12 protein-coding genes are annotated in these 12,755 nt (G+C 70.2%); all 12 read right to left on the bottom strand.

Annotated elements, in window-relative coordinates:
* Positions 1-12: 12 nt before the first annotated feature.
* The 12 genes from ABMY26_RS28555 to ABMY26_RS28500 all read right to left on the bottom strand — a co-directional run bounded on the left by ABMY26_RS28555 (position 13) and on the right by ABMY26_RS28500 (position 12,707).
* On the bottom strand, positions 13-498 hold the full coding sequence (locus ABMY26_RS28555) for a MaoC/PaaZ C-terminal domain-containing protein (RefSeq protein ID WP_372399561.1): 486 nt from the start codon (positions 496-498) through the stop codon (positions 13-15).
* Complete coding sequence (locus ABMY26_RS28550; protein ID WP_372399560.1) at positions 495-2,108, bottom strand: AMP-binding protein; 1,614 nt, start codon at positions 2,106-2,108, stop codon at positions 495-497. The genes ABMY26_RS28555 and ABMY26_RS28550 overlap by 4 nt, the downstream gene beginning before the upstream one ends.
* Before the next feature lie 12 nt (positions 2,109-2,120).
* Positions 2,121-2,987: a branched-chain amino acid ABC transporter permease gene (locus ABMY26_RS28545; protein ID WP_372399559.1), complete on the bottom strand. Its 867-nt coding sequence runs from the start codon at positions 2,985-2,987 to the stop codon at positions 2,121-2,123.
* Position 2,988: 1 nt separating this feature from the next.
* Positions 2,989-4,242, bottom strand: coding sequence for an ABC transporter substrate-binding protein (locus ABMY26_RS28540; RefSeq protein ID WP_372399558.1), 1,254 nt, complete (start codon positions 4,240-4,242; stop codon positions 2,989-2,991).
* Positions 4,243-4,264: 22 nt separating this feature from the next.
* Positions 4,265-5,842, bottom strand: a complete 1,578-nt coding sequence (locus ABMY26_RS28535; protein ID WP_372399557.1) for a class I adenylate-forming enzyme family protein — start codon at positions 5,840-5,842, stop codon at positions 4,265-4,267.
* Positions 5,843-5,845: 3 nt separating this feature from the next.
* Positions 5,846-6,274, bottom strand: a complete 429-nt coding sequence (locus ABMY26_RS28530; RefSeq protein ID WP_372399556.1) for a Zn-ribbon domain-containing OB-fold protein — start codon at positions 6,272-6,274, stop codon at positions 5,846-5,848.
* Between the two features lie 5 nt (positions 6,275-6,279).
* Complete coding sequence (locus ABMY26_RS28525; protein WP_372399555.1) at positions 6,280-7,494, bottom strand: thiolase family protein; 1,215 nt, start codon at positions 7,492-7,494, stop codon at positions 6,280-6,282.
* 67 nt (positions 7,495-7,561) lie between these two features.
* Positions 7,562-8,260, bottom strand: a complete 699-nt coding sequence (locus ABMY26_RS28520) for an ABC transporter ATP-binding protein (protein WP_372399554.1) — start codon at positions 8,258-8,260, stop codon at positions 7,562-7,564.
* Complete coding sequence (locus ABMY26_RS28515) at positions 8,254-9,012, bottom strand: ABC transporter ATP-binding protein (protein WP_372399553.1); 759 nt, start codon at positions 9,010-9,012, stop codon at positions 8,254-8,256. Before ABMY26_RS28515 ends, ABMY26_RS28520 begins: the two co-directional genes overlap by 7 nt.
* A complete protein-coding gene (locus ABMY26_RS28510) occupies positions 9,009-9,947 on the bottom strand; it encodes a branched-chain amino acid ABC transporter permease (protein ID WP_372399552.1) in 939 nt (312 codons plus the stop codon). The genes ABMY26_RS28515 and ABMY26_RS28510 overlap by 4 nt, the downstream gene beginning before the upstream one ends.
* Positions 9,948-10,228: 281 nt before the next feature.
* A complete protein-coding gene (locus ABMY26_RS28505) occupies positions 10,229-11,410 on the bottom strand; it encodes an iron-containing alcohol dehydrogenase (RefSeq protein ID WP_372399551.1) in 1,182 nt (393 codons plus the stop codon).
* Between the two features lie 88 nt (positions 11,411-11,498).
* Positions 11,499-12,707 carry an ABC transporter substrate-binding protein gene (locus tag ABMY26_RS28500; RefSeq protein WP_372399550.1) on the bottom strand — a complete coding sequence of 403 codons (1,209 nt, stop codon included), beginning with the start codon at positions 12,705-12,707 and terminating at the stop codon, positions 11,499-11,501.
* Positions 12,708-12,755: the final 48 nt, after the last annotated feature.

The raw sequence follows: 12,755 nt of genomic DNA, 5'->3' as shown, positions 1-12,755 counted from the left end.
CGGGATGCGAGGTCAGCCGGGGGACCGCAGGCGGATCAGCGCGTCGGAGCGCCCCTCCTGCACCACCTCGCCGTTCTGGTTCAGGATGGCGAACCCGCGTTCCAGCACCCCCTGCCGGCCGCTGGCGGTCGGCGCCTTGCCGAGGATGGCCATCCGCACGGTCAGCGTGTCGCCGACGAAGATCGGCCCGCGGAAGCGCCAGCCATCGACCGACAGCATCGCCGTCACGGACCGGTCGAAGATGCCCCAGCGGCACATGGCGCCGGTGACCAGCGCAATGCCGAACACGCCCCCCACCACGCGGCGGCCGAAGCGGGTCGCCTTGGCGTACTCCTCATCGGAATGGAGCGGGTGCCAGTCGCCCGACAGCATGCAGAACATCGACAGGTCGGTGTCGGTGACCGTCCGGCCTGGACTGATGAAGATCTGGCCCGCCTCGAAATCCTCGTAGAACATCGCGGCCGGCAGAGAAGCGGGAGTTGGGGTGAAGTCGGTCATCCGCGCGCCGCTCCCTGTTCGCTGCCCTGCGCCCGGGAATCCCACGCACCGACGTTCGACCGGTTGCGCAGCGTGTGGCGTTCGATCTCCCGCTTCGTCGCGGAGCGGGGCAGGATGGACACGAACTCGACGTAGCGCGGCACCTTGAAGCGGGCGAGCCGTGCGGCGCACCAGTCCACGATCGCCTGCGGCCCAGGTGTCTCCCCTTCAACAGGAACCACGAAGAGTTTCACGTCCTCCTCGCCCAGCGGGGCCGGAACACCGACCACGGCGGCCTCGGCCACGCCCGGACAGGCGCTCGCCACAGCCTCGACCTCGTAGGCCGAGACGTTTTCGCCCCGGCAGCGCAGCCAATGGGCCTGACGGCCGACGAAATGCAGGAAGCCGGCCTCGTCGACCCGGCCGAGATCGCCGGTGTGCAGCCAGAAATTCGACCAGCACTCCAACGTGCGTTCGGGCGCATTGTGGTAGCGCAGCATGAAGCTGTAGGGGACGCGCGGCCGCAGCAGGATCTGCCCGACCTCCCCCACCGGCTTCTCCTGGTCCCAGTCGTCGACGACGCGGAAGTCCGCCCAGACGCCGGGCGCGCCGTTCGCCTCCGGACGCGCGGAGTCCGGCTTGGCATAGGTGATCAGCACCCCGCCGCCCTCGGTCAGCGAATAGAGGTTCACCATCGTCAGGCCGAAGCGGCGCCGGAAGGTCTCTGGCACCCAGGGCGGCACCTGCCCGGTACAGCCGACGCTGGCCCGCACCCGGTGGTCGCGGTCGCCCGGCCCCTCCGGCTGCTGGCACAGCACGGTCACCATGGTCCCGACCGGGTCGATCAGGGTGGCTCCGGTCGCCCGCGCCCGTTCCCAGAAGCGGGTGGCGCTGAACCGGCGCTCCAGCGCCGTCGGGATGTCGGCGACCAGCGGCCCCATCACCCCCAGCATCGTCCCGCCGACGTGGAACAGCGGCAGCACCGAATATTGCCGGTCGTCCGGGCGCACGTCGAAGGCGTCGCGGTAGCGGTATCCCGCCATGATGAAGGCGAAGTGCGGCAGGACCACGCCCTTCGGCCGGCCGGTGGTACCCCCGGTGTAGATGATGACGCCGGGATCGGACGGCCGCACCGCGCGATCCGGCGGAGCTTCGCCGTCGACGAGCAGATCGGCGAAGGGCGCGAAGCCTCTCTCGTCGCCCTCCTCCACCGGATCGGTGGTGAAGCGCGCGGCCGGCAGCGCCACCTCCGCCGGCCAGCCGTCGAAGCGCCGGGCTGTCGCCTCCTCCACGACCAGCGCCGCCGGGGCGGCGTCGCCGATGGTGTGGACGAGATCGTCGCCGAGCAGCCCGGCGTTGAGCGGCACCCACACCGCTCCCAGCTTGCTGGCGCCGAACCAGACGAGAAGCTGCTCGATCCGGCCGTCCATCACGCTGCACACCCGGTCGCCGGTGCCGACGCCACGTCGGGCCAGCGCCGCCACCACCCGGTCCGAGAGACGGTCGATCTCCGCCCAGGAGGTGACGGTGCCGGCCACGTCCACCCGCGGGGCATCGCCATGCTGACGCGCCCGTGCGCGCAACAGTGCGTGCACCGACTCCCACGGAACCTCTTCACCCGCCAAATGCATGTCCTTCCTCCGTCAGAGCTTCCGGACGACCGGGGTGCCGAACAGACCGGTCGGCTTGACCAGCAGCACCAGGATGATGAGCAGATAGCTGAGGCTCGGCGCCCAGACCGCCGGCAGAACCGCCACCCACAGGCTTTCGCACAGCCCCAGCACGATGCCGCCGGCCACCGTTCCGGGAAGGCTGGCCAGCCCGCCCACCGCCGCCGCCGCGAAGCCCTTGACCAGCAGGCCGCCGAAGCTGGGATCGACCAGCGTCAGCGGCGCGTAAAGCACCCCGGCGATGCCGCCGAGCGCGGCACTCGCCGCCATGGCGAGCGCGAAGACGCGGTCGGTCCGGACGCCGCACAGCCCGGCACCGAGCGAATTCTGGGTCATCGCCCGCATCGCCTTGCCCCACCGTGTCCAGCGGAAGAAGGCGGTCAGGACGGCCATCACCGTCGCGGCTCCGGCCACGATCAGGATCTGCTGGCCAGTGACGACCGCCGGCTCCGACAGCACCGGGCGCAGACGCGGGCTGGGCGGGAAGGCGTAGGCGTCCGCCCCCCAGATCAGCGTCGCCAGCCCGTTCAGGATGTTGGCGACCGCCAGCGTGGCCAGCACCTGGATCATGTGGGGCGCCGCCAGCAGACGGCGGTAGACCGCATGGTGCAGGAACAGCCCGACCGCCACCGCCACGGCGACGGCGGCCAGCACCGCCGCCGGATAGCCGAGCCCGAAGCCCGTGACCGCCGTGACCCCGACATAGGCGCCGATCAGGATCACGCTGCCATGGGCGAAGTTGATCGCCCCCGTTGCCTTGAAGACGAAGACCAGCCCCAGCGCCACCAGCGCATAGATGCAGCCGCTCACCACCCCGGCGGCCAGGAGTTGGGGCAGCATGTCAGTTGCCCCCCGCCGGTCCGCCGGCGGGACGGTCGGCCTTCTCCGTGCCGGACCAGTAGCCGGGCATGGTCGAGGTCTCCACCCCGGCCCTGACCTCGTAGATGTGCACCCCGCGCCCGCCCATGTGGTTCTCGGGCGAGAAGGTCACCGGGTAGGACAGCGCGCTGGTGGCGACGTCGCGCGTCCGGTCGAGTTCGGCCACCAGCGTTTCCGGCGTCACCTCCCGCCCGGCCTTGCGCAGCGCCTCCACCAGCACCTCGGCGGCGCCGACTCCCGACGCGACCAGCGGGTTGTAGGTGACCTTCGGGTAGGCGGCCTGCAACTCCGTCAGCAGCGGCTTCAGCAGCGGGCCGTTCAGGACGTCCGACGCCAGGGTGCTGCCGTAGTAATGGTCGAGCGCGCTCTGGGGCAGCGACCGGTAGATGCTGGAATCGGTGACCGAGGCCGAGGTGACGATCGTGGCGCGGAAGCCCAGCTCGTCCGCCTGACGCAGGAATGTCTGGGCAGGCACCTGATAGAGGAAGGCGATGACCACGTCCGGCTTGGCGTCGCGCAGCTTGAGAATCTGGGCACTGGCGTCGGTGGCGCGCGGTTCCATCGTCTCGTCGGCGACCAGCTTCTGGCCGTGGCGGGCGAGCATGTCCTCCACCCCCTGGCGCCCTTCCTTGCCGTAGACGTCGGTCTGGCCGATGAAGGCGACGCGGGCCGGCCTGAGCCGGTTCATCGCGAAGTTGACGAGCCCGCCGCCCTGGGCGTGGACGGATGTCGCCACGAAGAAGACGTTCGGCTTCAACCCGCCCAACGCCGGAGCGGAGGAGGTGTGCCCGCCGCTGGAGAAGGAGATGAAGGGGATCGCCGTCGTTCCGGCGACGCTGTCGCGCACCGCGACGGCGGCCGAGGAGCAGGTCAGCCCCAGCACCGCCAGCACCGACTTTTCTGCGACCAGCTTGGTGGCCAGCCCGACCGACTGCTTGGGCGAGCAGCCATCGTCCTCGGGCACGACCTCCAGCTTGCGGCCGAACAGCCCGCCGGCCGCGTTGACCTTGTCGAAGACGAGGCGGACGCCGTGCAGGCTGGGCGCCCCGTATTGGGAGTAGGCACCGCTCAGCGAATCCTGGACGGCGATGCGGATGGTGGTGTCGGTGACGCCGGGCACGCCCTGCGCCGATGCCCCACCGGACGCGGCGGCCAACAGCGCCGCCAGACCCAGGCCGGCGGCAATCCGCCGCCCCTTCGTTCCTTGCCGATTCATGGATTTCCTCCCGTCGGAAATGTCAGGCCATGGCTTGTTCCGCCATCTTCTTCAGTTCGAACTTCCGGACCTTGCCGAGCGGCGTCATCGGAAACCCGTCGACCACGATGAAGGACGCCGGCACCTTGTATTTCGCGATGTTGTCGCCGCAGAAGCCGGCCAGTTCGTCCGCCGTGACGCTCCGCCCCGCCCGGAGCTGCACGAAGGCGACCGGTCGCTCGCCCAGCCTTGCGTCTGGGACGCCGACGACATGGGCCTGCATCACCGCCGGATGGCCGGCCAGCAGCCCCTCGATCTCGACCGGATAGACGTTGAAGCCGCCGACCAGGATCATGTCGGACACCCGGCCGGTGATGCGCAGGTTGCCGTCCCCGTCGACGGTCCCGAGATCGCCGGTGCGGAACCAGCCTTCCTGGAAGGGCCGGATCGGCCCGTCCCCGCCGTTGAAGTAGCCCAGCATGACGTTCGGCCCGCGCACGCAGATCTCGCCGGCCTCCGCCGGAATCAGCGCGTCCCGTATGTTCGGATCGACGATGCGCAGCTCGACGCCGGGCAGCGGCCGGCCGACCGTCTCCACCACCACCGGCACCGGGTCGCCGACACGGGTGAGGGAGATCACCGCGCAGGTCTCCGACATGCCGTAGCCGTTCACGAGGTCGCGGACACCGAGCGTCTCGCGGATCGCGGCGGCGAGATCCGGCGTGCAGGGGGCGCCGCCGACGATGCCGGCGCGCAGGCTCCGCGTCCGCTCCGGCTTGAAATCGGGATGGCCGAGCAGCATCAGGAACATGGTCGGCACGCCGTAGATGACGGTGCAGCCCTCCCGCTCGATGGTCGCCAGCGCCTCGCCCGCGTCGAAGGTCGGCAGCAGGACCAGGCAGGCGTCGTGCGTCCAGCTCGCCACCAGCGCGTTGCAGCAGCCGAACACCGAAGGCAACGGCGCGCCGTAGAGCACCCGGTCGCCGGGCCGGAACCCCATCGCGTCGCCGACCGCGCGCTCGGTGGTCAGGATGGCGCGGTGGCTGAGCATCGCCCCCTTGGGCGTCCCCGTGGTGCCGCTGGTGAAGATGCAGATGGCGGGGTCCTCGGGTTCGACAGCCGCGAGGACGGCGTCGAGCCGCTCCTCCGTCACCGTCTCCGCTTCGGCCAGGAGGTCGTCCCAGCCGGTCACCCCGGCGTGCCGGCTGCCGTCGAGCGAGACCAGCCGCCGCCGCGCGCCGGAGCCCGACGAGTCCGGGCAGACCCGCCCGACGATGCCGTCGAGGTCGGCCTGGAGGAAGGCGCGCCGGTAGATCAGCATCGCCGGTTGGGCACGCTCGAGGATGGCGGCCAGCTCCCGCGCGCCGTAGCGGGTCTGGATCGGCACCAGCACGGCGCCGACCAGCGTGACGGCCAGTTCGACCGCCACGAACTCCGGCCCGTTGGGCAGCCACAGGCAGACCCGGTCGCCGCGCGCGATCCCGGCGGCGAGCAGCGCGCGGGCGATGCGCCGCGCCTGCAGCACCAGCTCGCAGCCGCCGACGGTCCGCCCCTGGAAGGACAGGACGGGGTCGTCGCCCCGTTCCTCCAGCCGCCCGGCAAGCTCACGGAAGGTCCGCACGGCTCAGCCCCCCACCGGGCCGGCGCCCACCGGCCGGAAGCGGGGCAGCGTCACCTCGCCGGCCTCCTGGAACACCACCTCGACCGGGTCGCCGATACGGGCCTCCATCGCGCCGGGGCCAACGAGGTTGCTCATCATCATCGGCCCCTCCGCCAGTTGGATCAGGGCGACGACATAGGGAACCGCGCCGGCGAAGACCGGGGCGGAGGGGCGGTGGACATGGGTCAGCGAATGCACGTGGCCGCGCCCGCCGACCGGCGTCCATTCCAGCCTTACCCCGCCGCAGGTCGGGCACAGATAGACCGGGTAGAAGGTGAAATCGCCGCAGTCCGCGCAGCGCTGCATCGTCAGCCGGCGGTCCCGGCAGGCGTCCCAGAACGGCTGGGAGACATCGGTCGGGCGCGGCGGGATGGTGGGCATTGCTCCGGTCATGATGATCAGTCCCTTCCGAGGATGCAGACGGAATGGTTGGAGGCGACGGCGCTGACCGAGGTGGCGAGCGCGACCCGCGCGTCCGGCACCTGCCGCGCGCCGCACTCGTGGCGGAGCTGCCGGACCGCCTCGATGAGATGGAAGATGCCGCCCGGCATGCCGGGGTGGGCGAAGGACAGCAGCCCGCCATGGGTGTTGACCGGGAGCTCGCCGCCCAGCTCGATGCGGCCGCCCTCGACGAAGGCCCCGCCCTCCCCCTTCTTGCAGAAGCCGAGATCCTCGAACTGCATCAGCGCGGTGATGGTGAAGCTGTCGTAGATCTCGGCAACGTCGATGTCGGCCGGGGCCAGGCCGGCCTCGCCGAAGGCATCGCGTCCGGCGACCTTCTGTACCGTCGAGGTCAGGGTGAACTCGCCCTTGCGCGACGGCGGCAGCCCGACCCCCCCGGCCAGATGGCCCATGTGGTAGTAGGACTGCGCCTGGCCCGTGCCGAGCACCCGGACCGGCCGCTGCCGGAGGTCGCGCGCCCGTTCCAGCGTGGTGACGACGAAGGCGCCGCCGCCGTCGGAGATCAGGCTGCAATCGAGCAGCTTCAGCGGCGTCGCGATCCGCCGTGAATTCATCACGTCCTCCACCGTGATCGGCTGCCGCTTCTGTGCCGCCGGGTTGAGGGCGGCGTGCTTGCGGCAGGCGACGGCGATGGCGGCGAGCTGCTCCTCCGTCGTGCCGTACTCGTGCATGTGGCGCGCGGCGGTCAGGGCGTAGAAGGCCGGGATGTGGGCGCCGTAGGGCACCTCGAACTCCAGCGAATGGGCCCCCAGTTCGGTATAGGCGGTCACCCCCTTGCCGGCGCCGGGGCCGCTCAGCAGATTGTCGGCCGACACCACCAGCACCGCCCGGCAGCGGCCCGACTGCACCGCCCACTGCGCAAGCTGCAAGGCGTAGCCGAAGGCGGCGCCACCGGTGCGCAACGTGTCGCACAGGGTCTTGCAGTAGAGGCCGAGATGCTCGGCGATCAGCATGTGGTGGCGGACGTTGTCGTCGACGACCGACGCGGTGGTCAGCAGCCCGTCGATCTCTTCCTTCGGGATGCCGCAATCCTCGATCGCCCGGCGCGCCGCCTCGACATAGAGACCGTTGGAGTGGGTGCCGGGCAGGTTGCCGACCGGTGTCTCTCCCACGCCGGCGATCGCGACCGCCACGGATGAACGCAAACTCATCGGGTGCAACTCCAAGACAGTGATGTCGGGATAGAGGCTGAGAGGGAGGCCGCGACGGGGGCGGCGGCTATCCGAGATAGGCCTTGCGCACGAAGTCGGTGGCGCCGAGTTCGGCGCTGCTGCCGGCGGCGATGACCCGGCCGTTCTCCAGGACGAAGCCGCGGCTCGCCACCGACAGCGCCTTGGCGACATTCTGCTCGGCGAGCAGGATGGCCAGCCCATCCTCCGCCAGCCGCCGGATGATCGCGTAGACCGCATCCACCGCCACCGGGGCCAGCCCGAGCGACGGCTCGTCGAGCAACAGAAGCTTCGGGCGGGCCATCAGGGCGCGACCGATGGCGAGCATCTGCTGTTCGCCCCCCGACAGCGTTCCCGCCGCCTGACCGGCCCGCTCCGCCAACCGGGGAAAATGCCCGAAGACGCGGTCGAGATCGGCCGCGACACCGCCGTCCCGCCGCAGGAAGGCGCCGAGCTCCAGATTCTCGCGCACCGTCATCTGCGGGAAAACCTGCCGGCCCTGCGGCACCTGGGCGATGCCCAGCCGAACCAGCCGGTCGTTGCCGATGTTGGCGGCCGGCCGGCCCTCGAAACGGATCTCCCCGGCGCGGACCGGCAGCAGGCCGGAGATCGCCAGCATCGTCGTGGTCTTGCCGGCCCCGTTGGCGCCCAGCAGGGCGGTGACGGCGCATGCGCCGGCGTCGAAGGACAGATCGTGCACCGCCAGCGCCGCGCCGTAGCCGGCCTTCAATCCCCGGACGCTCAGCATGGTTTCGCCCCCTCCGCTTCGGACGCGCCGAGATAGGCGGCGACGACGGCCGGATCGCCCAGCACCCGGTCGGGCGCGCCGGTCGCGATCGCCAGCCCGTGGTGCATCACCGTGATCCGGTCGGACAACCGCCGGATCAAGGCGACGTTGTGCTCCACGAAGAGCACGCCGACCTCGAAACGCGAGGCGATGCGCCGCATCAGGTCGGCCAGCCGCTCGTTGTCCTCGCCGGCCAGCCCGGCCGCCGGCTCGTCGAGCAGCAACAGGCGTGGGTTGCAGGCCAGCGCGCGGGCCACCTCCAGCAGGCGCTGCTGGCCGTAGGCGAGCGTTTCCGCCGCCCGCTCCTCCAGCCCGGCCAGCCCGACCAGTTGGATCAGTTCACGGTCGTCCAGCGCCCCCCTGCGCGTCCGCGGCAGCCGCTGGGAGGCGACCCGCAGGTTGTCGGCGACGCTGAGGCGGCCGAAGAGCTGCGGCGTCTGGAAGGTCCGGGCGATGCCGCGCCGGGTGACCGCCACAGGGTTGCAGCTGGGCAAGGCGGCGCCGTCGAGGCGGATGGTCCCGCCGCTCGGCTGCTGGAAACCGGAGACGCAGTTGATGACCGTGCTCTTGCCCGCTCCGTTGGGGCCGATCAGGGCGTGGATCTCGCCGCGCCCGATGGCGAAGCCGACGTCGGCCACCGCCGTCAGCCCGCCGAAGCGGACGCCCAGCCCGCTCACCTCCAGAAGCGGTTCGTCGGAAGGCCGCGCGGTCATGCCGACACCCTCCCTTTGCGAAACATCAGGCCGGCCAGCCCCCCGGGGAAGATCAGGAAGACGGCGAGCAGGGCGAGGCCGTAGGCGACCTCCTTCAGCCCGGCGAAATCCATGACGACCCGTTCGATCAGGGTCAGGGCGGCGGCGCCGACCGCCGCGCCGGCAAGGCTGCCGAAGCCGCCGATGGCGATCGCCGTCAATTGCTGGAGCGTCACCCCCAGATTGAAGGAATAGGGATCGATGAAGCCGATCATCGCGGCGTAGAGCGCCCCGGCGAGGCCGGCATAGGCGCCCTGGATGGCGAAGGCGAGCGTCTTCGCGCCCTGCACGTTGTAACCGACGCTGGCGAGCGCCACCTCCGAATCGCCCAGCGCGGTGAGGACCCTCCCGATCCGTCCCGTCTCCATCAGCCGGTAGAGCAGGATCGCGACCGCAGTCAGCGGCAGGAACAGCAGCGCCATGTCCGCCTGCCCCGTCAGCGCCACCCCGGCGACGACCGGACGCGGGACGGCCAGCCCGTCCGGCCCGTTGGTCAGCGCGTCGGCATGGACCAGGACGAACTGGAAGATCTCACCGAAGCCGAAGGTGATCATCGCCAGATAGAGGCCGCCGGACCGCCACGCAACGAGGCTGACCGCCGCCGACACCGCCATGGCGGCCAGCACCGCCAGGGGCAGCGCCGTCAGGAAGGGCAGCCCGAGGCGCATCTGCGCCAGCGCCGCCACATAGGCCCCCACCCCGAACAGCGCGCCGGTCGACAGGGCGAATTGCCGCGCCACCCCGACGACCAGATTCGTGCCGATCGCCAGAAGGACATTCACCAGCACGAGGTTGAGCGTGTGGAGTTCATACTCCGGCAGCAGGAAGGGAGTGGCGCCGAGCAGCCCGCACAGAAGCAGCCCGCGGGCCAACCGGGTGCCGGTGCGTCGGCGCAACGGCGCGTCCGCGATCGTCGGCCCTATCCTCCGCTCCGGTCGAAGCGCGCGCCATGCCATTGCAATCCTCCCCAGGACGTATTCGATGATTGATGACTCGTCAGTCATAAAATGAGGCGTCTTCAATATTGGGCAAACCCACGCCGCCCGGCATTTCAAAGTCAGTACGGAATTTGTTAAGTCAAAGCCTCAGGACCGGGATACAGTCCAGAATATTGATCGTTGGCTTTAATAATAAAATTAGTCGAATTGCAATAAACTATATACAATATGTACATGGGTCAATATGACTCTTGAAGTATTTCCATCACATCCTCCAGGGTCGTCACCGGACGAAGGTTCGCCCGGACGAAGGCATTGCCGAGCGCGCTTTCCGCCACGCGTGGCAGGCAGTCCTTCGGCACCCCCAATTCGGACAGGCGGGTCGGCAGCCCCAGCGACGCGATGAGGTCGCGCACCACGGCATCCGCGGATCGCCCTGCCCCGCCACAGGCCGCGGCGATCCAGCGCTGCCGCTCCTCCGACACCGGCCGGTCATAGGCCAGCACCGCCGGCAGCAGCACGCAGGAGGTCAGGCCATGCGGCACCCCGGCGACCGCACCCAGCTGGTGCCCCAGCCCATGGCTGGCCCCGAAGCGAATGCGCCCGATGCCCGCCCCCGCCAGCCAGGCGCCCTGCTGTCCGAGATGCCGCGCGCCCACACCGCCGTCCGGTCCGGCCGAACGCCGAAGCCCATCGGACAGCAGGCCCAGACCGCGCAAGGCGAGCGCGTCGGTGAAGGGATTGGCGTCGCGCGACAGGACGGTCTCGATGCCGTGATCGAGCGCCCGAACCCCCGTGGACAGCCACAGGTCGCGCGGCGTGTCGCCGGCCAGCCAGGGGTCGAACAGCACGATGTCCGGCGCGAGGCTGTCCGATTTGAACAGGTGCTTGATCCCGGTGACGCCGTCCGTCGCCCCGGCGATCATGCCGAACTCGGCCGCCGAGAGGGTGGTGGGCACGGCCAGGATGGGCATCGGCCGCGTCACCGGCGACGGCCGGATCGTCCCGCCGGCATCGGGCACGGCGCGCAGCGCCAGCAACGACTCCCGGTCCGTCGCTCCGCCAGCCGCCGCCAGCGTTCCGACCTTGGCGGCGTCGAGCGCGCTGCCGCCGCCGATCACCAGGATCAGGTCCGGCTTCGTACGACCGATCGCGGCGGCGAGCGCCAGCACCACCTCGAACGGCGTGTGCGGCTTCAGCCCGTCGAACACCGGCAGGGCTGCCGGCCCCAGGGAGGCCAAGGCCTCCAGCACCAGCGGATGGCGGCGCAGCGAGCCGGTCACCACCGGCAGGACCCGCGTGCAGGCCCGCTCCGCCACGATGGCGCCCAGCCTCCCGCCCAGCCGCACGCCGTAGTGGACGTCCGGCTGGCGCAACAGGGCCAGGGCGCCACCCGTCACAAGCTCGGCGCTCTCGATCATATCCACCCTCGCTTTCCCGGTGCTCTGCGTGGTTGGGGGCGAGACGCGGCGTCTCGCTCCCGGCGGACGGCCTGGCCCGAACCGGCCGTCAGGGTCCGACCAGCGGGCAACCGCCCTCGGCCATCGGTCGATAGGCCTCCTCGCCCGGCACACGGGCCAGCACCTTGTAATAGTCCCAGGGAGTCCTGGAGTCCGCGGGGCTCTTGACCTCGAACAGGTACATGTCGCGAACGACGCGGCCATCGGCGCGGATCTTGAAGTCGTTGCTGAACATGTCGTTGACCGGAAGCTCCTTCATGGTCTTCGACACGGTCGGGGAGTCGTCGGTGCCCGCCTTCTCGACCGCCTTCAGATAGTGGCGCACGGCGCTGTAGACTCCGGCCTGCGCCGCGGTCGGCGCGCGACCCCCGAACTTCTCCATGAATTTCCGCGACCAGGCGCGCGTCTTCTCGTCCATGTCCCAGTAGAAGGATTCGGTGAACATCAGGCCCTGGGCGTCCTTCAGGCCGATGGAGTGGACGTCGGTGATGAAGATCAGCAGCCCGGCCAGCCGTTGGCCGCCCTGCACGATGCCGAACTCGGCGGCCTGCTTGATCGCGTTCACCGTGTCGCCGCCGGCGTTGGCGAGCCCGATGACCTTGGCCTTGGACGCCTGCGCCTGCAGAAGGAAGGAAGAGAAATCCAGCGTGTTCAGCGGATGGCGGACCGTGCCCACGACCTTGCCGCCGGCCTTCTCGACGAAGGCGATGCCGTCGCGCTCCTGCGAATGGCTGCCGGCGTTGTCGCCGGTCAGGAAGAACCAGGTGTCGCCACCGCGCTTGACCGAGGCCCGCGCGGTGACGTTGGCCATCGAATAGCTGTCGTAGGTCCAGTGGATGGTGGTCGGCGCGCACTGCTTGCCGGTGAATTCGGTCAGCGCCGGCCCCGACAGCATCAGCATCCGGTTCTTCTCGCGGGTGACGCTGAGCACGCCGAGCGCGGTGGCGGAATGCGGAACGTCGACGATGGCGTCCACCCCGTCCCGGTCGATCCATTCACGGGCGATGGCCGAACCGATGTCCGGCTTGTTCTGATGGTCGGCGCTGACGATGACGACCGGCTTGCCGGCGACCTTGCCGCCGAACTCCTCCACCGCCATTCGCGCGGCGACGACCGACCCTTCGCCGCCGAGGTCGGCGTACAGGCCCGACCGGTCGTTCAGCACGCCGATCTTGACGGTTTCATCCGAAATCTGCGCCGCCGCCGGGCCGCCCAAGGCGATGCCCGACGCCACGGCGGCGATGAACGCCGCTTTCATGCCGTTTCCTCCAGAATTCTCGTTTATCGGTTTTTTGTTCGGATGCGG

Origin of the sequence: Azospirillum sp. HJ39, assembly GCF_041507355.1 — a bacterium.
In the GTDB taxonomy this organism is placed as follows: domain Bacteria; phylum Pseudomonadota; class Alphaproteobacteria; order Azospirillales; family Azospirillaceae; genus Azospirillum; species Azospirillum thiophilum.
The sequence above is the reverse complement of the archived record's forward strand: the minus strand, read 5'-3'. Positions and strand labels throughout refer to the sequence as shown.

What these genes read in the sequence shown, in the direction of transcription:
- ABMY26_RS28555 (WP_372399561.1), bottom strand. Translation starts at nt 498, where the DNA reads ATGACCGACTTCACCCCAACTCCCGCTTCTCTGCCGGCCGCGATGTTC.
- ABMY26_RS28550 (WP_372399560.1), bottom strand. Translation starts at nt 2,108, where the DNA reads ATGCATTTGGCGGGTGAAGAGGTTCCGTGGGAGTCGGTGCACGCACTG.
- ABMY26_RS28545 (WP_372399559.1), bottom strand. Translation starts at nt 2,987, where the DNA reads ATGCTGCCCCAACTCCTGGCCGCCGGGGTGGTGAGCGGCTGCATCTAT.
- ABMY26_RS28540 (WP_372399558.1), bottom strand. Translation starts at nt 4,242, where the DNA reads ATGAATCGGCAAGGAACGAAGGGGCGGCGGATTGCCGCCGGCCTGGGT.
- ABMY26_RS28530 (WP_372399556.1), bottom strand. Translation starts at nt 6,274, where the DNA reads ATGACCGGAGCAATGCCCACCATCCCGCCGCGCCCGACCGATGTCTCC.
- ABMY26_RS28525 (WP_372399555.1), bottom strand. Translation starts at nt 7,494, where the DNA reads ATGAGTTTGCGTTCATCCGTGGCGGTCGCGATCGCCGGCGTGGGAGAG.
- ABMY26_RS28520 (WP_372399554.1), bottom strand. Translation starts at nt 8,260, where the DNA reads ATGCTGAGCGTCCGGGGATTGAAGGCCGGCTACGGCGCGGCGCTGGCG.
- ABMY26_RS28515 (WP_372399553.1), bottom strand. Translation starts at nt 9,012, where the DNA reads ATGACCGCGCGGCCTTCCGACGAACCGCTTCTGGAGGTGAGCGGGCTG.
- ABMY26_RS28505 (WP_372399551.1), bottom strand. Translation starts at nt 11,410, where the DNA reads ATGATCGAGAGCGCCGAGCTTGTGACGGGTGGCGCCCTGGCCCTGTTG.
- ABMY26_RS28500 (WP_372399550.1), bottom strand. Translation starts at nt 12,707, where the DNA reads ATGAAAGCGGCGTTCATCGCCGCCGTGGCGTCGGGCATCGCCTTGGGC.